Genomic DNA, 23,896 nt, shown 5'->3' with positions numbered 1-23,896 from the left:
ACCCTCCTCCACCGCCAAGGCCCCGGCCCTCCACGCCGAGAACTGAGGTCGCCTCATGCAACGCATCCTGTTCATCCTGACGGCTGCACTGTGCGTCCTCACTGCCTGCGGTCCTGAATCGGAGAAACCGCCGGAGCTCGGCACCACCCAGGCCCCCATCGAGGCGTTGCTACCCGCGACTGGCACGCCTGGGCTCAGCGTGTCGGACACCTCCATCGACTTCGGCGAACAGCCTTCCTGTTCGCCGCAGCAGGACTCCATCAAGCTGTTCAACACCGGCAGCACGGCGCTCACGATCTACCGGGTGAGCGTCACCGGGGCCTTCACCTTCAACGGCCTGTACGACACGGCGGCCAACCGCTGTGAAACCAACTGCTCCGTCCCGATCACGCCCGTGAGCAGCACGGAAGCCATGACCGTGCGGTTCGGATTCTCGCCGCTCCAGCCCGGTACCTTCCGCGGCACGCTGACGCTGCACACGGATGATCCAGCCGCCCCGACGATTGTCGTGGAGCTTGAAGGAAAGGCCTCGGGCCCACTGATCGTCCTCGGACAAACGTCCGTGGCGTTCGGAGCCCATGAATTGGGGTCTTCGACATCGAGAAGCGTCACGGTGATGAACCTGGGCACTGCGAACTTCACGATGGAGCCTTCCACCACCGCCCCCTTCAGTGTGTCCAACACCTCGGTGACCATCCCGCCCGCGAGCTCGAGGACGCTCGAGGTGAGCTTCAACCCCCTGACCGTTGACCACCTGGGCCCCCGCTCGAGCGCGCTCTTCCTGACGACCGCGTCCGCCGTGTGCCCCACTCCGCCATACGCCTTGCTCACGGGTGAGGGGCTGTCCCCCCCGAAGCTCGGCTTGAGCCGCACCGCGGTGGCCTTCGCGCAGACGCCGGTGAACACCGCCAGTGACATCCAGGAGGTCCTCGTTCGGAACGACGGCGACGGCCTGCTCACGGTGAGCCAGTTGAAGCTGCCCGCCAACTCACCGTTCAGCGTCGACACCGTGGGTCCCTTCAGTCTCGCGAAGGGAGATACCCAACGTCTGAAGTTGACGTTCCGCCCCACGGTGGCGGGAACCTGGAACCACACCCTCAACTTCACCATCAACGGCACCGACGTGCCCGCCCTCACGCTGGCTGGCGCCACCCCGACGGCCATTCCCCCGAAGCTCGGCTTGAGCCGCACGTCGCTGACCTTCGAGCAGACGCCGGTGAACACCGACAGCGCCATCCAGGAGGTCACGGTCCGGAACGACGGCGGGGGTCTGCTCACCGTGACCCAGTTGAAGCTGCCCGCCAACTCACCGTTCCGCGTCGACACCTCCGGGGCCTTCAGCCTCGCGCCCGGGGATACCCAGCGTCTGAAATTGACGTTCCGCCCAACAGTGACGGGCAGCTGGAACGAGACCCTCGCCTTCACCATCGACGGCACTGACGTGCCAGGCGTCTCCCTGTCTGGCGCCACGCCCGCGGTCATCCCGCCCAAGCTCGTGCTGAGCCTCACCGCGTTGGTCTTCCCGCAGACGCCCCTGGACACCGACAGTGCCTCCCAGGAGGTCACGGTCCGGAACGAAGGCGGCAGTGTGCTCACCGTGACCCAACTGGCGTTGGCCCAGAACTCCTTCTTCCGGGTCGATACCGCGGCCCCCTTCAGCATCGCCTCCGGAGGAACCCAACGCCTGAAGGTGACGTTCCGACCGCGTCCGACCGGGACTCCCTCCGACACCCTGGTCTTCAAGAGCAATGTCGCGGATCAATCCGTAACGCTCTCAGGCACGACTCCGTCCAGCCCGAAGCTCGTCTTGAGCCGCACCACGCTGGCCTTCGAGCAGACGCCTTTCGACACCGACAGCGCGCCCCAGGAGGTCACGGTCAAGAACGGCGGAGACAGCCTGCTCACGGTGACCGCACTAACGCTGCCACAGGACTCCCCCTTCCGGGTGAATCCCTCGGGCCCCTTCAACCTCGCGCCCGGAGACACCCAGCGCCTCCAGCTGACGTTCCGCCCGACGCAGACGAGCGCCACGACCGGCAAGCTCACGTTCACCAGCAACGACCCCGCCGCCCCCGAACTCTCTCTGTCCGGAACCAAGACGCCGGGCAATGTCTGCCTGGGCATCGTCCCCCTTTCGTTCGAGTTCGCCGAACAGGAGGCAGGAGACGTGGGGAGTGAGCAGAAGAAGGTGACGGTGACCAACACGGGGACGGTCGCGCTGACGGTGACGCCTTCGGTAACGATGGGCAGCAGCGCCTATTCCGTGAGCCCCACCGCGCCGTTCACCCTGGCACCGGGCTCCGCGGGACGTGAACTCTTCGTCACCTTCAACCCCGGCGCCAATGAGAGCGGCGCCGTGGATGGCGTGCTCACGTTCGGCACGTCGCCCACCACGACCTGCGTGTCCAACGTGCCCCTCCATGGCACCGCGCGCAAGACGTCGCTGGGAGTCAGCACGAGCACACTGACCTTCCCTGCTTACACCGTCGGCGAGCAGCCCGAGCCCCAGCAGGTCATCCTCTCGAACAACACCAACTGGCCCATCAAGGTGTTCCCCGTGTCAGCTGGGCTCCTGGCCCCCTTCACGATCTCCGGCATTCCGGCGGAAGGCCTGACCGTCGCGAGGAACGGCGGGACCGCCCCGGTGACGGTGACCTTCGCCGCGACCACTTCGGGCGCCTATTCCAAGACGCTCCAACTTCAATCAGACGCCTCGCAGCCCGTGCCCCCCGTGGCTCTCACCGGCCAGGCGTTCGCTGCGGAGCTGACCCTGGTCACCAATCCGCTGGTGATGCCCAACGTGGCCCCCGGAGGCGAGTCCACGAAGGAAGCGACCGTGCGCAACAGCGGCAACCAGGCGCTGTTCCTGTCGAAGGTCACCACGGAGAACAACAACACCTTGTTCCAGGTCGTCGACTTCCCGGCCCAGACCCTGCAACCGGGCGGGGAAACCAAGGTGAAGGTGCTCTTCCGTCCCATGACCAGCACGGGCGACCTGGAGGCGCGGCTGCTTTTCTTCACCACGAACAACCAGCAACTGCCACCCGTGCTCGTTGTAAAGGGCAACTCCAATGGCCCCAACGCCATCTTCACCGTGCCCGACATCAACTTCGGTCACAAGCAGGACCGGAGCACCCACGTCAACCTCAGCCTCAACGTGAGCAACAGCAGCAGCGCGTCCGAGCCGCTGAAGGTCACCGATGTCCACATCGAGCCGTCCGGCACGGCGTTCTCGGTGGATAACGTCACCAGCTCCGAGCCCGTGCTCGAGAAGGGTGCGAAACGGCCCCAGCCCTTCCGGGTGACGTTCACTCCCAACATCGAGGACCAGGAGTACGAAGCCAGCCTGGAGATCACCTACCGGGGGACTCTCAGCAATATCGAGACGAAGCGCAGCTTCAAGCTGAAGGGGATTGGCGCGGAGGCCAAATTCTCCACGTCGTTGGCCACCGTGGATTTCCCCGCCACGCAGCCAGGAGGCTCGCTCATGCTGCCCGTGGACATCATCAACACGGGAGAGGTGGAGGTGGACCTGGAGGAGGTGGCCACCAGCGTTGGAACCTTCAACATCGACCTGATTGGCGGGTCCAACTCCGCCATCCCGGTGGGTGGCAGGCGCAAGATCGAAATCACGTTCGTTCCCCAGCGCCCGGGCAACTACTTTGGCGACCTCGAACTCGCTACGAAGACGCCGGCCACGGCCAAGCTGAAAGTCAAGCTGTCCGGCGTCGCCGCGGTCGCGCAGCTGCAGATGAACAAGAATCAACTTGTCTTCAATGACATCCCCCGGCTGAGCTCCAGCACCCAGACCGTCACCTTGTCGAACATCGGCTCCGCCCCCCTCACCATCACCAATGCGACGGGAAGCGGTCCCTTCACAGCCAGACTGCAGAACAACCAGCAGTTCCCCGTGACCGTTGAGCGAAATTTTCCCGTTCAGCTCGATGTCACATTCCGTCCCGAGTCCGCGCAGGACGTGACGGGCACCGTGCACGTGCTGAGCAATTCGAACGAAAGCACGGACCAGATCATCACGGTCTCTGGCCGGGGCACCATCCCCGTGTTGGCCCTGCCCGCTGGCGCACCCGAATTCGCGCCTCAAGCCATCACGGTCGAAGGGGATCCCCAGCCGGTGGTGGTGAAGAACGAAGGCAAGGCCCCGCTGGTGATCTACTCCGTGTCCGTTCCGGATCAATTCTGCCTGCGCGTGGACACGCAGAAGACCGCGGTTTGCCCCTCCACCCTGAGTCCCGTCGTGCCCGCCTTCACGGTGGAGCCCGGCGCCGCGCATGCCTTCTACGTCACCGCGAAGCCCACCCAGCTCCTCAAGATCGAGCGCAACCTGGTCATCTCCAGCAACGCGGATCCGTCGTCCACCGTCGTGAAGCTGATCGTGGATGGAGTGGGTGGCGTGAGTCTGTCGCCCTCTACCCTCGACTTCGGGCGCGTGAACTTCGGCTCGTCCCTGGAAAAGACGGTGACGGTGAACAACACCGGTATCACCGACGCGAACATTTCCGTGACGATCCCCGCGGGGAACTCGGAGTTCTCCGTGCAGGAGACGCTGCCCAAGGTGCCCGCGAATGGCAGTGCCACGGTGAAACTCCGTTTCACTCCGCAGGGGTCGACGGGCGGACTCCGGACGGCCAAGGCCACGGTGCGGGTGGAGGCGTCCTCCCAGCTTCCGCTGGAGCTCACCCTTCAGGGAACGGCCACGCTGGCAAGGCTCGCGGTGGCGCGCCGTGACGGCCAGGCCTTCGACGGTTCTCTGGACTTTGGAGGAACCCGGGTGAACGCGACCTCGGAAGGCATTGGACTGAGGCTGACGCATGTTGCGCCAGCTGGGTCCCCGGACGCCGGGAGCGGCACGGAAGCCAACACGCTCACCGTGAAGGAGATCTCGCTGGAGGCGGAGGATGCGAGAGTGTTCATCCTGCAGAAACCAACGCTGCCCCTGGCGCTGACCCCGGGAGGCAGCCTGGATGTGTCGATCCAGTTCCGTCCTGACGCCCAGCGGCGCTTCAACGCGGACCTGCGCATCACCTCCGAAGACAGCCAGGCGAGCACCATGCTCGTGAAGCTGGGGGGCCAGGGCCGGACGAGCCAGCTCAGCCTGTCCACTCCCACGCTCGAGTTTGGCGCCCGGGTGGCCGAGTCTTCCGCCTCGGCGATCCGCTTCGTGAAGCTCACCAACGAGTCCCTCCAGCCGCTGGTGGTGCGGGGGCTGGAGATCATCGCCGCTTCGGAGAACTCCGAGCCCTCGCACTTCAGCCTGGATTCGGCGCCCACGCTCCCCTTCACGCTGGCAGCCCAGGAATCGAAGGACGTCTTCGTCAAGTACGTCCCCCGTCCGGACGTCACGTCCAAGGCCAACCTCCTGGTGGTGACGAACGACCTGGAGTCGCCGGAGGCGCAGGTGTCGCTGTCGGGCCGGGGGCTCTCCACGGTGTTCCGGGCGCTCAATCGCACGGTGGACTTCGGCACCGTGCGCCAGGCGGAGCTGGCGACGACGAAGGTGGTGCTCACCAATGACACCACCCAGGAGTTGGTGGTGATGCCTCCCAAGGTGGAGGGACCCCAGGCCACGAACTTCGTGGTGGTGTCTCCCGTCCTGGGCGCGGAGGGCCGCGCGCTACCGCAGGGTGACTCGCTGACGCTGGATCTGAAGTACGACACGTCAGTGATTGGCGCGTCGAAGGCGACGCTGGTGCTGGGCACGAAGGACCAGGAGCGCGCGGCGCTGGTGGCCCTGTCGGGCATCTCGGTGGCCAGCTTCCTGACCATCGAGCCCATGGAGCTGGACCTGGGCTGGGTGGACATTGGCGCAACCAGCACACCGCGCACGGTGACGCTCACCAACCAGTCCGCGTCGCCGGCGAGGTTGAGCGTGGTGTCGAACAGCAATCCGGCGTTCGAGATCGACGCGAGCGCCCTGGACGCGGAGCTGGCGCCGGGAGCGCAGACGACGGTGGGCGTCACCTTCCGCGGCGAGGTGGGAGGCCCCGCGGAGGGAACGCTGAAGCTGCGCCTGCGAGGAGAGACGACGACGGAGGCCTCGCTCACGCTGAAGGCACAGGCCAGGACACTGGGAGGCACGGGCGGTGGATGCGCCTGTGGAACCAGCGGAGATGGGGGCGCGGCGCTGGCCCTGTTGCTCCTGCTGGGCCTGGGGCTGGCGCGCCAGGGACGGCGGGCTCAGTCCCAGAAGGAGCGGGTGTCATGACTCAGCATGTCGTCAAGGCCGGAGAGTCGCTGTACAGCATCGCCGCGTCCTACCGGATCGCGGACTGGCGCGTCGTCTACAAAGACCCACGAAACGCCGCGCTCCGGAAGACACGGCCCGATCCTGACCACATCAAACCGGGTGACAAGGTCTACATCCCAGAGTCCAACGTGTTGGCGGTGGCGTCCGGCTCGGGAGCGGCAAAGACACACGCGTCGCCCTCCAATGCGCTTCGCATTGATCTGAACGCGCTGCGTCTCCAGACCCAGCACATCCGCCAGGACAACACCCGGGTTGCTACACGGCCCATCGTCATGCCCAAGGCTCCACCCGAGCCATGGGCCGAGGACTTCACACCCGACCACGAGTTCTACGAGTACCTGGCCCATGATTTCGCCTATTTGAACAATCAGGGCGGTGGCACACAGGTTGGCGACAGGTTCCTGTATCGCGCTGAAACGCCGGAGCTCTGGGCAATGCCCGAGCTGAAGTTCCCGGCGACCTATGCCGTCTCAACCAAACGCCCCTACTCCAAGAAGCCGGGCACACAGCCCCTGTACTACACCATCGTCCAGATGGAGGGCAGCGACCCCCATAACAAGACCCATGGCGTGTTCGCCTACTGGCTGCAGCCATCCCGTGGAAACCATCCCATCATCGCGGTCCGCGGCACCGAGTTCGAGAAGGCACCTGATGCCGTCGCGGACATGGACCCCGCGGGGGTTGGCGCCACGGCCTTCAAGCAGACCCGCTCGCTCTTCCAGACACTGCTGACGCGCATTGGCAGGAAGGACGTCGTTGTCGTCGGACACAGCCTGGGCGGCGCCATGGCGCAGCGGGTGGCGGTCGACTTCGGGGACTCGGTTCTCCAGGTGGTGACCTTCAACTCACCCGGCGTCGACAGGAAAACGGCGAATCGCCTCAAGGCGCCCAAGGGTCCGCTGGCGACTCACTATCTCACCCAGGGAGATGTCGTCTCACTCGCGGGCGAGACGTTGCTTGCAGGCAACGCCACCATCCTGGAGGGGGCCGCCACGGCGGAGCTGCGGAGGCTCCTCAAGAATGGCTCTCTGCGCAAGGTGGATGATCTCCTCACCGACGTGCTGACCCTCGTCTTCAGGATCGCCGTCAAGAGGGACCTGTTCCCAACGGTGCTCAAGACCTCCAACATCCTGGAGCTGTTCGCCGCAGCGACAATCGCCTGGGCCGGAGGGGACGCCAAGGCCGCCCAAAGCGTGGGAGGGGCGCTTGGGGCGCTCCACAGCCAGCGCTTGCTGGGCCCCAATGGGACCACCAAACGCACCCGGCTCACGGTGGGCCCCCAGACCAACGACAACATCCAAAGCCCCATCGTGGAGGAGATGCGGAAGAAGCGGCTGGGGGTGCTCAACATCCCGGGCCTCTACCAGTCGGTGATGAAGCAGATCGGCGCGCTCATGAAGACACCGGCCACGTCTCTCATGAAGGAGCTTCTGTCTTACGACTCTCCCCTGCCCAAACTCGCTCGCACGCTCCTTCCTCCGCTTGTGACGCTGAAGGTCGCACTCGATGAAGTGGGGGGAATGCAAGGCCTTGCCATCAAGTCGCTGCATCTTCCTCCTCCGAAATTCGACGCGAAGATGCTTCAACCGGACCGGCTGACCATGGACCGTGACAACACCTACGTGGCGACGAGGCTCCCCCTCATCAACCAGGGGAGTCTGGGAAGAAGCTCGGCACAGCGCTCTTCACCAGGAGGTAGATGATGGACTTCACGGAGCTCAAGATCTCCAGGGGCAGTGGCAAATTCCATGTGAATCAATTCCGGATCCACTTCAGCGTCCCCGGGCTCCAGGGAGATCCGCAGAAGCAGCTTCCGGTGCTCGTGTCAGAGTTCACCAAGGACTTTCCCAAGTTCTTCAATGGGCTCGGCAAGAACATGCAGGAGAACCAGGCGAGCGTGGCCTGGTCGACCCGCCAGTTCGAGCGCACCCGGACGCTTCGCTTCCTGCTCGACGTCAAGCTCGCGGCGCTGGGCATCAACCTGCCTGACTTCCACAGCGATTGGGTCCACGTCCTCTGGCAGGATCCCAACAAGGGGTTCGCCGCGCAGACGCTCAAGCGCAACTTCTCGGAGGGCATGGAGAAGCCCCTGTCGATCCTGCCGCTTTCGGCGCTCTCCGTCTTGATTCAATACAATGCGTACCACTTCCTCGCGGGCCGCCGGTCCTGGGTCTTCGGCCTCTTGCAGCCAGGGATGCCCGGATGGAACGCAGGAAGTCTCCAGGTCGGCAAGGTCGAAGGCGGCAAGTTCACGCCCTACAGCGGCGGCCCTACCCCTGTCTTCTACCTGGAGTCCGCGGCGGTCGAACGCTCCTCGCTGCTCCTGTTCAAGCTCATGGAGGTGGATCCCGGGATCTTCGTCGACATCCGCGAGACCATCATCTCCCTGTGGAGCAACCTGCTCGCGAACTACGTCCACTCCAAGGGCTTCCGTCTGAACGTAGGCCACCCCAAGACCTATGGCACGGATGACGGTGCCGCTCTTTGGGCAACCCAGCCTGAGTGGCGGAGTGTCTATCGCCGGAAGGCGGAGTTCGGAACGCCGCGGGAGCTCAACGCGAAGAAGTGGGTCCAGTACCTGCTGGACCTCCATCCCGCGTTGAAGAGCCAGCCGCTGACGGAAACCGCGTTCAAGGGAATGGGCGGCCGTTCCGGCGGGGGTGGCGCCAGCGGGGGATGGTGAGATCCGCACTTCAATGACGCTCCTCTGCCTGTAATCCCAAGGGTTTATGCTAGACTCCCAAGGGAAAGGAGCAACCGACTTGACACCTCTATCCGCATTCTCTCTTCGCGGAGAGATGACTGCTTCCGAACGAGCCCGGGCAGTCCTGCTCCACGACGGACGCGAGACGGGCCTGGCCTTTCAGGCCGCGCAAATTGAAGCCCAATTTGGAGCTCCGCCGGATCTCTCCCTGCTCTTCCTCACTGACAACTCTCCCTACGAAGAGCAGCTGCAGATCGTATTGCTGGATTCGCGTTTTCAAATCCTGGATGGGCTCACGCTCGGCCAAGACTATACGCCGGGGGTCCTGACCCACCTGGAGCTCCAATCAGACCTTCAACTCCGTTTTGAGTTTTTTGGGAACACCCAACTGCTCTTGAGCATCCACCCTGACGGGGCGTTCCATCCCATCAGGTCCTTGCCGTCTTTTGCCAGGCCTCTCAAGGGACGCTTTTTCTCCCGGCAATACATGAGCCTACAAGAGGCCTGATTTCAGAAAAGCAGCGTGACCATGCCTAACAAAAATCCACTCGTCGAGGATGGCATCCAACAGCTTGAAGTTCAGGCGCTCAACTTCGGCTACAGATTCATCCTCGATAGCAAGGTACGGGCATGGTACATGCAGACCACGCAGGAGTATGCGCAACAACTGCGTCAGGCCTACACAAACGGTTCGATGACGGCCAGGGCTGCCGCCGAAGCCGCCCATCAGATGCGCAATGAGATCATGGAAATGGCTCGAGCGCGCTCCTCGGACTTGGGCCGGGCGAAAGCACAAGCGCTCAAGGGCAAGGGAATCGCTTTCGAGAAACTCCTGGAGAAGTATTCCCAACAAAGATTCAAACAAGCCTTCAGCAAGCTGGGCAAGACCCAGCAGAACACCGTCCTTCTAGAGATCGTGGAGAGCGCCGGACGGGCCAACCCCAAAGTCAGCGCCGGCGTGCGCCGTGTGGGAGCGGCAGGCCGGGCATTGTGGGTGCTATCCATTGGAGTCGCCATCTATAACGTCGCAACAGCACAGAACAAAGTCGATGCGGCTGGCCGTGAGGCGACAAGCCTTGGAGGAGGTTTCGCCGGTGGAGCCGCATCGGGTGCGTTAGCAGGAATCTGGTTTGGGCCCATCGGGGTGGCCGTTGGCATCGCCATTGGTGGCACTGTGGGCGCACTGGTCGCGGACGAACTGTACGTTGAGTTGGTTCCCACGGGTGGCGATCGAGTGGCGCCAATGATCGATCAGTACACGCGCCCCTTCTATACCGACGAAGTAGGTCTCGCCAAAGCGCTCTATGAACGTGGCGGCATTGATACAAATTTCGTGAAATCAGTCTTCTCGGTGCTCGCCGACCGCTACTCAAGTGACTCTGACGATGTTGCTTATGAGTATGTACGGATTGTCAGAGCCCGGGGAGGGTCCCAGCTTGTAGCACTGAGACTGGATAAGGACCTACGCGAAATGCTCATCCAACTCATGGATGAAGGCTGGACCAGCGAAGGTGAAACCACCGCCATCCGCTATCTGCGGTCCTTGAACTGACAGGGTCTCCGCAGTGGAATGAACGCGGGCAACCGGGTAGACACGCACGATGGCGACTGTGTCCAAACGTTCCTCGGGCAGTGCCTGCCGCAGCGCGTGGCTGGGAGTCCTCCTTTGGGCGGTTTCCTGCAAGCAGCCAGCGCCATAGACGAAGCCGGTGGAGACTCCTCCAATGGTGCCCCAGCAGGACTCCACCCTGGGCATCTTTCCGTGAGGTTGGACGTCGTGAAGAATGCCTTCATCATTCTCTCGGGTGGACCATCGGTCTACGATCCCAAGGTTCCTGATGTGCATGACAAGAGCTGGGACGTAACCGTCCGGCCAACGACGTGCCGTGAGGGATTGCAGGGGCGGCGGCGCGCGGCGGACGCTGCTGGGCATGTCGAAGCAGGTGGAGAAGCCGGAGTGGGAGCGCGTCGCGGAAGCATTTGAAGCGAGCGGGCTGGCGCAACGGGAATTCGCGCAGCAGCGAGGCGTGAGGCTGAGCACGTTGCAGTCCTGGGTGTACCGGCGTCGGCGGGCCGCGACGGCGTGCGGTGAGCCGGTGCGACTGTTGCCGGTGCAGGTGGCGACGGCCCCCGTGGCGTCCGAGTCCGTGCTGGAGGTGGTGGCGGCAAGCGGAGCGCGGGTGCGTTTCTCCGTCGGGACGGACGTGGCCTACGTGGCCCGGCTCGTCGCCGCGCTGGGGAAGTGAGGCCGCGATGTTTACCCTTCCCGCGTCGGTGCGCGTGGTGCTAGCCACGGAGCCAGTGGACATGCGCAATTATGCCGAGCGCGGCGTTATGCGGAGCTGAGCGCCGCGCAGGACGTCGGCCCGAGGAGCAGACCTGCGCGGCGGCTCCGCATAATCATGCCCCATTCCGCGAGGGCTTGAGCGAGGCGAGCAGCTTGTCCGGTGCGCGGAACCGCCCACGTCGAAGAGCTGGCGGCAGCACCGCGTCGATGGCCTCGAGCTTCGCAGTCGGGTCGGCGCGCACGTAGATCTCCGTCGTCTGCACGGAGGCGTGCCCGAGCCAGAGGGCGACCTTTCGGATATCGCGCGTGGCCTCAAGCGTGTGCATCGCGCAACTGTGGCGGAGAACGTGCGGGGACACGCGCTTCTTCGTGAGCGACGGCGTCGTCGTCGTGGCGGCGCTCACGTGCTTGGCCAGGATGTGTTCGAAGCCATCTCGGCTGAGCGGCCCACCCCGGGCGTTCAGGAACAGCTCCGGGCACGCGGCGCTCCCGCGCAGCGCGAGCCACGCGCGAAGCGCCTTCGTCGTGATCTTCCAGAGCGGCAACACCCGCTCTCGACGGCCCTTGCCGCGCACGTGGATGACGGGCTGCGGTTGAAGGGTGACGTCGTCGAGTCGCAGTCCGACCAACTCGGAAACACGAAGTCCGGCGGCGAAGGCGAGGAGCAGCATCGCGCGGTCACGCACGCCATCGCGCGTACGTGGGTCGGGCGCATCGAGCACCGCCTGCATCTCATCGCGGGTGAGATAGCCGACCAGCTTTTCATCGGTCTTCTTCGAGGGAATGGAGAGCAAGCCGTGGGCTTGCTGAACGCACGACGGCACGCGGAACTCGATGAAGCGGGCGAACGACTTGATGGCGGCGAGGCGCGCGTTGCGCGTGCGCGCGCCGTTGCCCCGCGTTGTCTCGAGATCTTCGAGGAAGGCCAGTACGAGAGGCACGTCGAACTGCTCGAGCGTCAGCGAAGACGGCCGGGTCCGAAGCCGCTTCGACGCGAAGGAGAGCAGGAGCTGGAAGGCGTAGGCGTAGGCATCGCAGGTGTGCGGGCTCGCGTGACGCTCTCGAGGCAGACGCTCGCGCAGGAACGCCGTCAGGTGTGGTGCGAGCGGTGTCATCGAGCACCTCGCCGCGCCAAGGATTCGCTCTGTGCCGCGACGTCGGCCAACAGTCGTGGCGTCGCCTGCAAGTACCAGTAGGTATCGAAGAGATGGGCGTGCCCGAGATACGTGCTGAGTGCCAGCATGTGACGGGCGACGGCCTCGCCGTTGGTCGCGCACTGCTCGAGCGAGCGGACCGCGAAGGTGTGGCGCATGTCGTGGATGCGCGGTCCTCGCTTGCCAGGACCAGGGTGGATGCCGATGCTGCGAACCAGTGTGAGGAAGGTCGAGATGACGGTCGGGTACCGCAACCCGGTGCCGCGCTCGGAGAGAAACACGGCGTCGTCGGTGCCAGAGAACCTGGTGCGAACCGCGAGGTACGAATCGAGGGCGCGACGAGTCGTCGGATGTAAGGGCACGAGTCGGCTCTTGCGGAACTTCGTCTGCCGAATGACGAGCCCCGCCGTCGTGACGTCGCCGAGTCGCAGCCCGATAGCCTCCGAGATGCGCAGCCCGGTGGCGGCGATGAGGCCGAGCATCGTGACGTACATCTTCGGGCGTAGAGAACTTCGGGGGCCGAGTGCGCCCGCGGCCTTGAGCAGCACGCGAATGTCCTTGGGCGTGTAGATGTACGGCGTGCGTCGCGGCGCCTGCTTGCCGAAGACGCCAGCCGGCGGAACCTCGTGACGCGGGTCCTCGGCGTGCATCAACCGCGCGAAGCGACGGACCACCTCGAGCCGGCCGTGGCGGGTGCCTGCCGACGGTCCTCTGCCAGCCCACTCGAGTGCAGTGATTGCGCGCACGACGTCTTCGCCCTTGGCCTCGGCGAAGCGGGCGTAGTCGCGCAGGAGGATGCTCTGCTTGCGAAAGAGGTAGCCCGTCGCGTGGTGTAGCGCGATGTGGCGCTCGACGATGCTGCTCAGCACGCAGCACCTCCGGGCCACGGCTGGGCCACCTGCTGAAGCATCGCGACGTCGACCTTCGCGTAGTACGCCGTCGTTTCGGGCGAGCGATGGCGCAGGACGGTCGCGATGGTGTCGAGCGAGCTGCCGGCGCGGAGCATCGCCGTCGCGGCAGAGTGTCGAAGGAGGTGCGCACCGCGGCTTGGCGGATTCTGAATCTCCGCCCGCTCCAGCGCGACGCGTACGATGTCGGAAACCGTGGCCGAGGTGGCGAAGGGGCGCGTCGGCGCGTAGACCGTGAGGAACAGGCGATCGCTGCTCGCCCTCGGTCGTCCGCGCTCAAGGTATGCGAGGACAGCGTCACCCACGTCTTGGGGCAGCGGCAGCCGAACCTCTCGCCGCCCCTTCCCGTGCACGCGAAGCGTACCGCCTCGCCAATCGATGTCGGTCACCGTCATCCCGACGATGTCGCCTGCGCGTAGGCCCAGCCGCGCGAGCAGAAGCAGGATGGCGTGGTCGCGCAGACCGTGGCCTGTCGTCAGGTCACAGCTCTGCACGACTCGCTCGACGTCGGGCGCCTCGAGATAGCGAGGCAGCGAAGAGAGCCGCCACTGGGGTACGGTCGGCACGCAATGCTGGATTCCTGAGTGCACACGGCCCTCGGCGACGAGGAACCTGAGAAACGCGCGAATGGACGTCACGGCGGAACGCGTCTCGTCGCGACCGACGTCGCCGAGCTGGTCGCTGACGAAGGCTCGGATGGCGGCCACGGTGTACGGGCCCGGGTCGTCACCGAGCGCGCCGAGGAACGGCTGCAGCGTGCGCTGGTAGCGCGCCGTGGTGCTGGGCGCGACTCCTCGATGGCGCACCATCCAGTCCGCGAACCGCTCCGAGATCGGCGCGTACTTCGGCGTGGTCGGCGTCGGCTTCGCTGCCGCGATCACCTCGGACGCGCGCAGGTGGGCCAACAGCAAGCGCACTCCTGCAAGGGCATCGCTGAAGATGCCCTTGTTACCCTTGATGCACTTGCAGCGCGGGAGATGCCGGCCGAAGCGCATCAGGGTGTCGTCGCCCCACGACTTGATGTCGATGCCGCTGCGATCGGCCCATCGTCCGACGTGGTCGGCAGCGCGGAGGTAGCCGCGAATCGTGAAGGGCGAGTAGCCCGCCTCGGAGAGTGCCGTCGAGAAGCCGTCGATGTACGGCCCGACGCAGGTGGCGCGCATCTGTGCGAGCCGCCACGGTGCTTCGAAGTAGTCGCTAATCATGAGGTCTCCTTTGCGCCCGCCGACGTAGCGGGCGGCAAAGGAGGCTCACGATTATGCGGAGCTGGCCAAGCCCCTCATGGCCTCGACACGCGAGGAAGAATCGACCGTGGTCTGCGCGGAGAGTCGCTCAGCTCCGCATAACGCCGGACTCGGCATAATTGCGCATGTCCACCGGCTCCACGGCCAGCACCACGCGCACCGAAGCCGGAAGCGCGAACACCCTCTCACCGTCCCAGCGCGGCGACGAGCCGGGCCACGTACGCCACGTCGGTGCCCACCGCGAATCGCACCCGCGCTCCGCTCGCGGCGACCACCTCCATCCCCGACTCCATCGCCGCGGGCGTCGTCGCCACCTGCACCGGCAAGAGTCTCACGGCTTCCGCTCGCGACGGCGCGGCCCGTCGTGCCCGGTACACCCACGACTGCAACGTGCTCAGCCGCACGCCCCGCGCCAACGCGAACTCCCGCTGCGTCTGCCCGCTGGCCTCGAAGGCTTCCGCGATGCGCGCCCACTCCGGCTTCTCCACCTGCTTCGCCATGCCCGGAAGCGTCCGCCGCGAACCGCTCCCCCGGCAATCCCTCACGGCACATCGTTGGCCGGACGGTTACGATGCACCGACATGAACTCACCGACCAGGAATGGAAGCGCATCCGCCCGCTTCTGCCTCCGCGGCGGGGCCGGCACTCGCTCAAAGGCGAGCGTCTGTTTGTCAGCGCCGTGTACTGGCTCGCCCGCACCGGCAGCCCCTGGCGAGACCTGCCCGGTCGATATGGCAAGTGGAAGTCCGTGTACAACCGCTTCAACAACTGGTCGAAGCGCGGCGTGTGGGAGCGGCTCTTCAAGGAAGTGCAGCTCGAGTCGAATCCTCCCGTGCCGGGGGACGAAGCGTCCATCCTCGATGGCACCACCATCCGGGCGCATCTGGACGCCGCGGGAGGAAAAGGGGGGTCCAACACAACGCTCTGGGACGCTCTCGAGGAGGTTTTTCGACCAAGGTCCATGCCCTCGTCGACAGCCGAGGACGGCCACGCCATATCGAACTGACGCCCGGCCAGCGGCACGAGATGACCAAGGCCGACGACCTGATAATGCACGCGGTGGGCGCGGCCTGCATCGCCGACAGCGGGTACGATGCGGACTGGTTCCGCGCCCTGCTCAAGTTCTTCGGCATGAAGGCCGTCATCGCCTCCAAGCCGGAGCGCCCCAGAGCCCTTTCGAAGGACCGCAAGCTCTACGCCCTTCGTTATCTGGTCGAGCGGTTCTTCCATGGCCTCAAGCGCTTCCGCCGCCTCGCGACTCGATATGAGAAGACAGCCCGCAACTACCTTGCCCTCATCCACCTCGCCTGCACTCGGATGTGGCTCAATTAGGGACACCCCCTAGCTGGACCACCTCAAGTCCGGCGCCAAGGACCGCGGATGGAAGTACGCGGGCATCTCGACGTCCCAGGGGTTCTGGGACTACATCAACAAGCTCAAGGGCACCAAGGTGGGCCGGGTCTGGTTCTACGGTCGGAGCTGTTCACCCCCTTGGTGCACACGCCTGCCCAGGCCACCTACCCAGGAGGGGGCGACGAGGCCGAATCTGTCGCGCCGCTCCCCAACGGTTTCCGTTATGATGTCCCGTGGTCGGTAGGCCGCTCGTAGCTCCTCATCGCTGGCAGGTGACTGTCCATGCTCCGTCTCCCAATCGCTGGCTCCAACTTCTGGCCGCTCCTGGCGACGGAAATCGCACGGAGCAGTGGAGTGGCTCATTGCAACGACGGTGATCTCCAGTACGTGGCTGTGGGGGCGTCGTCCCAACTGCACATCGTTCGCAGGACGTTCGAGGAGTTCTTTTCCGAGACTGTCCAGAGAGAAAGCTTGACATACAAACTCAAGGTTGTTGTCAACGGAAGCCTCTGGGGGTTGACGGACTCCGGGTATACCGACGTCATCCTGGGTCATGACCCGGTACCGTCGGACGAAACCACCATCGAAGGTCACATTGTCCAGAAGGGCAGGCTGCGGGCTGGCAGAGCCGAGCCGAACTTGTGCTACATCGCCTTTGATCCTTCGAAAGCAGAGCGTTGTCATAAGGTTGCTGCAAAGGAGACAGCTGAAATCATTCTCCAGCGCTACAAGCTGAAGAGCTGGGATGAAATCCTGAGCAACCCGATTAATTTCAGCTTCAAAGCCAAACGCACCAACAAGAAGACCAAGAAATTCGACCCTGCCCTGATTCAGCCGGGAGACGAGTTCAAGGTACAGACACCGACAGAGGCCTACTCCTTCGGCCGGGGCAATCCTCCGACGGGTGGAAACATCACCGCGATGGGAGGTCTGACTCCCATGATCATCGGGGGACTCAAGTACGGCATCGGGAACAAATATGCCCCGGGAGTTCCCGCCGGGGCGCCAGCGACGGGTGAGCCCGCCGGGAGATACAAACCCTATCTTACCCAGCGGAGTGACGCTCGTTACACCGGACAGGCAGCGAAGACAGGAGCGAGGGGAGGCAAGGCGGCGGTCGCGCTGTGTAGCTCTGCGAAGACGCTTCTCGTCCTGGTTGTACCCCACAACTCCAAGACGGGACTTTCCGCTGACGGCCTGCGGGACAAACTCGCGGCCGTCGGCGTTGAGGACGCTCTCATGATGGATGGAAGTGACTCCGCCATGTTGATGGTGAACAGGGCGTGGCAGGTACGCCAGGATGGCGACAAGGATGAGGGCACGACCGTGGGCTTGGCGTTCAAGTGAGCCAAGCCCGACCAATGCGACTTCGCATGAGGAACAAGATGAAGACAGCACTGCGTTGGGGGCTTCCCATCCTCGTATTGCTCCTCGGAGCTACGATGCTCTACGTTTCGCGGGTTGACATGTTCGTGGCGCGTGGGTCCGACTCCATGGTCAGTATCTTTCGGCCTCCAATCTGGGCTCAACTCTTCGCCGTCTTGCTCCTTTCATTTGCGACGTTCACCGTGCTGAGACCCAAAGTCAGCGGCAGATGGAACGGAGCATCCCGAGTGGTGGTCTTATTCTTTGCGCTGCTCGCAAATGTATTCAGTCTGCACGCAGTCTCATTGGATGCTCGAGACGGGAGTGTGAACGACGTTTGGGGGATTTGGACGGTCCGGAGCCTGTTCACCTCCAATGAGGGATTTCCTCGCGAAGCCTTCTCCGTGCGACCGTTCGTGCTCTCTGTTCACGGAGACAATGGGAAGCGCCTGAGCGTCTTCCTTGGTGTCCCCCCCTGGAACATCAATGGAGAGTCAATCCTCGCGGATCCCAGCCTTTTGCCCGCCGAGAACTCGGACTACCACGGCCCCTGACACGCCAGAGGGGATGTCGAAGAACTCAAGTGAAAGGGCACCAAGGTAAGCAGGGGCTGGTTCTACGGTCATGCCACGAGTGACCTGTGGCTCTCGCTGAATCATGGTGCCAGCGACCACGTGGCCGTCTCGCCCGACTCCGCTGCGATCCTGACCTGCAATGACATCAAGAAGAGTTCTTCGGATATCCAGTCTACCGGTGGAATGGTCACGCTCGGTGCCGGAGCCCTGTCGTATCAATACGCCAAGGCGTCGGCCCCGCGGCTGCTCCACTCGAAGACCGGAGAACAGGTGGATTGATGAGGTCGCGCGGGTACCTGGCAGCCCTGGCACTGGTCGGCATTGGGATTGTGGGCCTCTACTCCTACCTCACACCCTCCCCTTCCATGCCCGCCCCGCCCAATGAGCCAGAGGTGGTGCCAGAGTACTTCGCGGAGCGGACCTCGGACTGCGACGTGGACCTGTTGAATCTTTCAAAGTCGGACGCAGGTCCTTTCAAGCGGGTCCTGCCCGTGGGTCCGAACCAGCCTCACGAGCGGCTCCGTCGCAACGTCTGGGAGCAGGGCCGGTACCAGGTCCGCGGACGCTTCACAGGCAAGGTCCGTGAGTTTCAGGAGTGCGCCAGCTTCCCTGAGTTCGAAGTGCTCGACTTCAAGCCGTGGGGCCCCGTGCAACGGTGCGCCTCCCCCGGCGCCCTCGATGCGGACATGCTGTCCTATACCGACGACCTTCCCGAGGACCGCTACGCCGCCGAGGATTTCCTGGGCGGGCCCTGGCCTCCGTTGATTGACGATAGGTCTTGCAGACCCGCTGCCGCTTGCGCGTTGGACAAGCGCCGCGCCGACTCCCGCGGGTCTATCGAGGAGGTCATCGACGGGGAGGAGCTTCCCTCGCTGGACGGCAGATTCTGCCATCCCGTGAACTGCGAGCCTGGAGAGAAGCGGGTCGATGGCTGCTCAGGTGTCATCTGGTGCTGCCGGCTCCTTCCCGTGGATGAGCCGCCAGGTCAGTAGGCCCCGGCTCACCGGGTACTGCGCCGCAAGGCATCCACGAAGCTCGCTTCCGAAGCCAGGCGCGTGCGGGTTTCCCAGTCCAGATGCCCCAGTTCGTCCGGAGGTGCGGACGCCCGCGAAGCCAGCACGGTGAATCCCTGTGCCTGGATCTCCACGACGTCCTCGGCCGTGGTCCTCAGCACCAGCTCTCCGGTCGCTCCTACGGGCAGCACCGTGGAGAACGAATAGGACAGGAGTCCCGCGCTCGTGGTTCCCATGGGGAACTCAACGACGATCCAGCATCCCGTTGGAACCCGTGCCTGCTGGAAGGGCCAGGTCACCGCTCCCAGGCCGTTGAAGCACAGCCAGACCCTTCGGAGCTCCGTGTCGGGTGCCTCGCTGAGGGGCGAGTCCAAATCGAGCACCAGTCCCCAGGGGAGCACGTCCCACCGGAGCGCGACCACCCTCGAATCCTGCGCGACTCCGAACCGCCCGGCCCCCCGCAGCTCCACGACCGCCTCCTCATCCATGGCTTTGCCGCTCCTTCTCTTCAAGCCGCCGCGGACACCTGCCCATAGTAGTGCGCCGTGAGCTCGCCCTCGGTGGCGAAGCGTGGATAGCGGCCCTCGGCCAGCGTGGGCGCGTCCGGCAGGGCATTGGCGCTGGAGTGCTCCAGCAGCGCGGCCAGGAAGCGCGCGTAGGCCTCTCGCGGCGCGAGGCCGGGATAGCGCTCCGGCAGCCCGAGCCCGGCCGCCGGGATGCGCAGCACGGTCGGCCCTCGCGACAGGTCCCCCCAGGACACCACCAGGTCGGTGAGCACCGTCTGCCGCAGGGCCGCCCCTTCGGGCCCGGCGATGGGCAGCATTCTCACGGCCACCGCCATGACCTCCGTGACGGCCAGCGACCGGCGCTGCCCTCCCTGGGCCTCCACCATCAGGGCCTTGTCGGAGAGCCCCAGGATGCGACAGGGGATGATTCGCGGGGGCAGCGTGGAGCCCCCGGACGACTCTGGCGCCAGGGCCGCGACAGCTTGAGTCCCTACTTGCCAGACTGCGGCGCCAGTCCGTTGAGGACCCGGGTGATGGCCTGAAGGTCCTTTTCCTGCTCGGCTTTGATTCTTCGCGGGAGCGCCCACGCGGCCACCAGTGTCGCAACGACAAACAGCGCAGCCAGCGGGGCCTTCCCCAGCACAGCCACCATGCCGAAGAAGAGCGCCAATGCAGCAAGGCCGCACAGCGCTGCCCATTTCATTTCGGCGACACTCTTCACGACAATCCGGCTGCCTTTGTCCATCGGCGAGATCACGACCGCGAGATGCGTGCTGCCCCATGGCAGGACACGCTGCTGGTCGGACCTTCGCAGAAGCACCTTGTCGCCTTGGTGGACGGCTCGGAAAGGGCGCCAGTGAGGCCCACCGCCCAAGCCGGTGGACATCAGCCAGAAGTCGGACGACGAGCGGACGGCGAACTGATCAATCAGACGACGCACGTCCTCGGGACTGCGCTGACTCACACAGTCAATCTGGGTCACGGCCTCATCCCCCGCTCCGCGATACGACTTCGTCCCCTGAAGGCGTCAAGCGCCTCCAGGGGACGATGAAGCCGGGTTCCTACCGGCGCGCCGGGGGCACGCCGTTCTCGCCGTACAGGTAGCTCTGCAGCGGCTTCACCGCGAGGTCCGAGCGCTTCAGCGACTCCAGCGCTCCCACCGCCATGCGCGCCGCCTGCACCGTCGTGTAGTACGGCACCGAGTGCATCAGCGCCTCACGCCGGATGGAGAAGCTGTCGGAGATCTCCTGCTTGCCGAAGGTGGTGTTGATGACCAGGACGATCTCCCCGTCGACGATCTTGTCGACGATGTTCGGCCGGCCCTCCTTCACCTTCTGCACCCGCTGCGACTCGATGCCCTTCGTCAGCAGGTAGTCGTGCGTGCCCGCCGTCGCCGTCAGGGTGAAGCCCATCGACCGCAGGCGCCGCGCCAGGTCCACCACCGCTGGCTTGTCCTCGTCCTTCACGGAGATGAACACGCGGCCGCTCTTGGGCAGCTTCACGCCCGCCGCCAGCTGGCTCTTCGCGAACGCGGACGCGTAGTCCTCCGCCAGGCCCATGACCTCGCCCGTGGACTTCATCTCCGGGCCCAGGATCACGTCCACCCCGGCGAAGCGCGCGAACGGGAAGACGCTCTCCTTCACCGCCACGTGCCGGAACTCCGGCTCCTCCGTGCGGTCCAGCTCCTTCAGCGTCTTGCCCACCATGCAGAGCGCCGCGATCTTCGCCATCGGGACGCCCGTCGCCTTGGAGATGAACGGCACCGTGCGGCTCGCGCGCGGGTTCACTTCCAGGATGTAGATGTTCTTCCCCTGGATGGCGAACTGCACGTTCATCAGGCCCACCACACCCAGCTCACGCGCCATGGAGATGGCCTGGTCCTTCATCCGCTCCACCAGGTCCGGCGACAGCGAGTGCGGAGGCAGCGTCGCCGCCGCGTCACCCGAGTGCACGCCCGCCTCCTGGATGTGCTCCAGCACGCCGCCAATCAGCACCTGCCCCGTGCGGTCCGCCACCAGGTCCAGGTCCACTTCGATGGCGTCCTTCAGGAAGCGATCAATCAGCACCGGGTGCTCCGGCGACGCGCTCACCGCCTCGCGCATGTAGCGCTCCAGGCTGGACGCGTCGTAGACCGTCTCCATCGCCCGGCCGCCCAGCACGTATGACGGACGCACCATCACCGGGTAGCCAATCCGCTCGGCCACCTTGAAGGCCTCCGCGTGGCTGCGCGCGACGCCGTTCTCCGGCTGCTTCAGGCCCAGCTTCTCAATCAGCTTGGAGAACTTCTCGCGGTCCTCCGCCCGGTCGATGGCGTCCGGCGACGTGCCCAGGATCGGCAGCCCCGCCTGCTCCAGCGGCACGCTCAGGCGCAGCGGCGTCTGCCCGCCGAACTGCACGATGGCGCCCACCGGCTTCTCGCGCTGGGACACCTCCAGCACGTCTTCAATTGTCAGCGGCTCGAAGTAGAGGCGGTCGGACGTGTCGTAGTCCGTGGACACCGTCTCCGGGTTGCAGTTGACCATCACCGTCTCGTACCCGGCCTCGCGCAGCGCGAAGGCCGCGTGCACGCACGCGTAGTCGAACTCGATGCCCTGGCCGATGCGGATGGGACCGCTGCCCAGGATGAGGACCTTCTGCCGGTCCGTGGGGGGCGCCTCGTCCTCCTCCTCGTAGGTGGAGTACAGGTAGGGCGTGTACGCCTCGAACTCCGCGGCGCAGGTGTCCACCCGCTTGAACACCGGACGGATGCCGCGCGAGTGACGGTGCGCCCGCACCTCCGCCTCCGGGTAGCCCATCAGGTTGCCCAGGTACTTGTCGGAGAAGCCGTGCGCCTTGGCCTGACGCAAGACGTCGTCCGCCAGGTGATCCAGGCGGCCAATGTCCGCCAGCGACTGCGCCTCGTGCACCAGCGCCTCGATGTGCCGCAGGAACCACGGGTCGATGGCGGAGAGCTGGTGCACCTGCTCCACCGTCATGCCCTCGCGGAAGGCCTGCGCCACGAACCACGGGCGCTCCGGACGGGGCACGCGCAGGCCCTCGTGCAGCACCTTCTCCCGCTCTTCCTTCTCCGTGGGCAGCTCCGGCGACTCCAGACCCACGCGCCCCAACTCCATGGAGCGCAGCGCCTTCATGTACGCCTCGGGGAAGGTGCGGCCAATGGCCATCACCTCGCCCACCGAGCGCATGCTCGTGGTCAGCGTGCGGTCCGCCTTGGGGAACTTCTCGAAGTTGAAGCGCGGCACCTTCACCACCACGTAGTCCAGCGTCGGCTCGAAGGAGGCCGGCGTGTCGCGGGTGATGTCGTTGCGCAGCTCGTCCAGCGTGTAGCCCAGCGCCAGCTTCGCGGCGATCTTCGCGATGGGGTAGCCCGTCGCCTTGGACGCCAGCGCGCTGGAGCGCGACACGCGCGGGTTCATTTCAATGACGACCATGCGGCCGTCGCGCGGGTGGATGCCGAACTGGATGTTGGAGCCACCCGTGTCGACGCCAATCTCGCGGATGATGGCCAGCGACGCCTGCCGCATGCGCTGGTACTCGCGGTCCGTCAGCGTCTGCGCCGGCGCCACGGTGATGGAGTCACCGGTGTGCACGCCCATCGGATCCAGGTTCTCGATGGAGCAGATGATGATGACGTTGTCCGCGGAGTCGCGGACCACCTCCAGCTCGTACTCCTTCCAGCCGAGCACGCTCTCCTCCACGAGGATGGTGGAGTTGGGGCTCGCCTTGAGGCCCGAGCGGCAGATGGCCTCGAACTCCTCGCGGTTGTACGCGATGCCGCCGCCCGTGCCGCCCAGCGTGAAGGACGGACGGATGATGGCCGGGAAGCCAATCTCCTCCACCAGCGCCATGGCGTCCGTGAGCGTCGTCGCGTAGCCGCTCTTGGGCAGCGCCACGCCAATCTTCTGCATGGCCGCCTTGAAGAGCTGGCGGTCCTCGGCCTTGTTGATGGCCTCCAGGGACGCGCCAATGAGCCGCACCCCGTACTTCTCCAGGATGCCCTTCTCCGCGAGCGCCTTGGCCAGGTTCAGCGCCGTCTGCCCGCCCATGGTGGGCAGCAGCGAGTCCGGGCGCTCGGCGGCGAGAATCTTCTCCGCCGCCTCCACGGTGATGGGTTCAATGTAGGTGCGGTGCGCGAACTCTGGGTCCGTCATCACCGTGGCGGGGTTGCTGTTGAGCAGCACCACCTCCACGCCCTCGTCCCGAAGCGCCTTGATCGCCTGGGTGCCTGAGTAGTCGAACTCGACGGCCTGCCCGATGACAATCGGGCCCGAGCCAATCACGAGAACCTTCCGGATATCGGTACGCTTGGGCATCGGGCGCCCCCCATACCAACGTCCGCCGCCACATGCACGCGGTGCGTTGTGGCATGCGAAGAGACCGTCCGATGCCTGCTTGCTCGGGAGACCCCGGCCCGGCGTCCTCTGCTACGCTGCCGCGCTTCCCTCCGGAGGTTTCATGCGTCGCTGGCCCCTGGCCCTGCTCGTCCTTCTCTCCGCGCCCGCCCTCGCCCAGGACACCGCTC

17 protein-coding genes and 1 pseudogene are annotated in these 23,896 nt (G+C 65.1%); 10 read left to right on the top strand and 8 right to left on the bottom strand.

Annotation, left to right across the window (positions count from 1 at the left end):
• Positions 1 to 55 precede the first annotated feature (55 nt).
• The 6 genes from D7Y15_RS32465 (at position 56) to D7Y15_RS32440 (ending at position 11,215) form a co-directional block, all read left to right on the top strand.
• Complete coding sequence (locus D7Y15_RS32465; RefSeq protein WP_121755000.1) at positions 56 to 6,223, top strand: choice-of-anchor D domain-containing protein; 6,168 nt, start codon at positions 56 to 58, stop codon at positions 6,221 to 6,223.
• Entirely contained in the window at positions 6,220 to 7,968 is a 1,749-nt protein-coding gene (locus tag D7Y15_RS32460) for an alpha/beta fold hydrolase (protein WP_158629162.1), read from the top strand. Before D7Y15_RS32465 ends, D7Y15_RS32460 begins: the two co-directional genes overlap by 4 nt.
• A complete protein-coding gene (locus D7Y15_RS32455) occupies positions 7,965 to 8,948 on the top strand; it encodes a hypothetical protein (RefSeq protein WP_148712925.1) in 984 nt (327 codons plus the stop codon). Before D7Y15_RS32460 ends, D7Y15_RS32455 begins: the two co-directional genes overlap by 4 nt.
• Positions 8,949 to 9,063: 115 nt before the next feature.
• A complete protein-coding gene (locus D7Y15_RS32450; protein ID WP_121754997.1) occupies positions 9,064 to 9,477 on the top strand; it encodes a hypothetical protein in 414 nt (137 codons plus the stop codon).
• Between the two features lie 15 nt (positions 9,478 to 9,492).
• Positions 9,493 to 10,521, top strand: a complete 1,029-nt coding sequence (locus tag D7Y15_RS32445) for a hypothetical protein (protein WP_199746006.1) — start codon at positions 9,493 to 9,495, stop codon at positions 10,519 to 10,521.
• A gap of 379 nt (positions 10,522 to 10,900) precedes the next feature.
• A complete protein-coding gene (locus tag D7Y15_RS32440) occupies positions 10,901 to 11,215 on the top strand; it encodes a hypothetical protein (RefSeq protein WP_121754996.1) in 315 nt (104 codons plus the stop codon).
• A 154-nt stretch (positions 11,216 to 11,369) separates the two neighbouring features.
• Here the strand turns inward: D7Y15_RS32440 and D7Y15_RS32435 are convergent, their stop codons facing one another.
• The 4 genes from D7Y15_RS32435 to D7Y15_RS32420 form a co-directional block, all read right to left on the bottom strand.
• On the bottom strand, positions 11,370 to 12,371 hold the full coding sequence (locus tag D7Y15_RS32435) for a tyrosine-type recombinase/integrase (protein WP_120575865.1): 1,002 nt from the start codon (positions 12,369 to 12,371) through the stop codon (positions 11,370 to 11,372).
• Positions 12,368 to 13,279, bottom strand: coding sequence for a tyrosine-type recombinase/integrase (locus D7Y15_RS32430; protein ID WP_120575866.1), 912 nt, complete (start codon positions 13,277 to 13,279; stop codon positions 12,368 to 12,370). Before D7Y15_RS32430 ends, D7Y15_RS32435 begins: the two co-directional genes overlap by 4 nt.
• On the bottom strand, positions 13,273 to 14,523 hold the full coding sequence (locus D7Y15_RS32425; protein ID WP_120575867.1) for a tyrosine-type recombinase/integrase: 1,251 nt from the start codon (positions 14,521 to 14,523) through the stop codon (positions 13,273 to 13,275). The genes D7Y15_RS32430 and D7Y15_RS32425 overlap by 7 nt, the downstream gene beginning before the upstream one ends.
• A 224-nt stretch (positions 14,524 to 14,747) precedes the next feature.
• Positions 14,748 to 15,062 (bottom strand): hypothetical protein, encoded by a 315-nt coding sequence (locus tag D7Y15_RS32420; protein ID WP_120581678.1) that lies wholly within the window; start codon positions 15,060 to 15,062, stop codon positions 14,748 to 14,750.
• Between the two features lie 98 nt (positions 15,063 to 15,160).
• On the opposite strand from D7Y15_RS32420, the pseudogene D7Y15_RS32415 reads away from it, so the two are divergent.
• The 4 genes and pseudogenes from D7Y15_RS32415 to D7Y15_RS32410 form a co-directional block, all read left to right on the top strand.
• Positions 15,161 to 15,894: pseudogene (locus D7Y15_RS32415) on the top strand (IS5 family transposase); the annotation flags it as partial.
• A 303-nt stretch (positions 15,895 to 16,197) separates the two neighbouring features.
• The gene (locus D7Y15_RS44370) at positions 16,198 to 17,262 is read left to right on the top strand and encodes a hypothetical protein (protein WP_148712924.1); all 1,065 of its coding nucleotides are present in this window, start codon (positions 16,198 to 16,200) and stop codon (positions 17,260 to 17,262) included.
• Positions 17,263 to 17,954: 692 nt separating this feature from the next.
• Positions 17,955 to 18,134, top strand: coding sequence for a hypothetical protein (locus D7Y15_RS44365; protein ID WP_148712923.1), 180 nt, complete (start codon positions 17,955 to 17,957; stop codon positions 18,132 to 18,134).
• The gene (locus D7Y15_RS32410) at positions 18,134 to 18,847 is read left to right on the top strand and encodes a hypothetical protein (RefSeq protein ID WP_121754995.1); all 714 of its coding nucleotides are present in this window, start codon (positions 18,134 to 18,136) and stop codon (positions 18,845 to 18,847) included. Before D7Y15_RS44365 ends, D7Y15_RS32410 begins: the two co-directional genes overlap by 1 nt.
• 8 nt (positions 18,848 to 18,855) lie before the next feature.
• On the opposite strand, the gene D7Y15_RS32405 is transcribed toward D7Y15_RS32410, so the two are convergent.
• The 4 genes from D7Y15_RS32405 to carB all read right to left on the bottom strand — a co-directional run bounded on the left by D7Y15_RS32405 (position 18,856) and on the right by carB (position 23,687).
• Positions 18,856 to 19,356, bottom strand: a complete 501-nt coding sequence (locus tag D7Y15_RS32405; RefSeq protein WP_121754994.1) for a hypothetical protein — start codon at positions 19,354 to 19,356, stop codon at positions 18,856 to 18,858.
• Between the two features lie 20 nt (positions 19,357 to 19,376).
• Positions 19,377 to 19,760 carry a hypothetical protein gene (locus D7Y15_RS32400; protein ID WP_199746005.1) on the bottom strand — a complete coding sequence of 128 codons (384 nt, stop codon included), beginning with the start codon at positions 19,758 to 19,760 and terminating at the stop codon, positions 19,377 to 19,379.
• 104 nt (positions 19,761 to 19,864) lie between these two features.
• Positions 19,865 to 20,356, bottom strand: a complete 492-nt coding sequence (locus D7Y15_RS44360) for a hypothetical protein (protein WP_148712922.1) — start codon at positions 20,354 to 20,356, stop codon at positions 19,865 to 19,867.
• Between the two features lie 79 nt (positions 20,357 to 20,435).
• Positions 20,436 to 23,687, bottom strand: coding sequence for a carbamoyl-phosphate synthase large subunit (gene carB, locus D7Y15_RS32395; RefSeq protein ID WP_120580238.1), 3,252 nt, complete (start codon positions 23,685 to 23,687; stop codon positions 20,436 to 20,438).
• Positions 23,688 to 23,896 lie beyond the last annotated feature (209 nt).

The organism is Corallococcus sp. AB030 (genome assembly GCF_003668965.1).
GTDB lineage: Bacteria > Myxococcota > Myxococcia > Myxococcales > Myxococcaceae > Corallococcus > Corallococcus exiguus.
The sequence above is the reverse complement of the archived record's forward strand: the minus strand, read 5'-3'. Positions and strand labels throughout refer to the sequence as shown.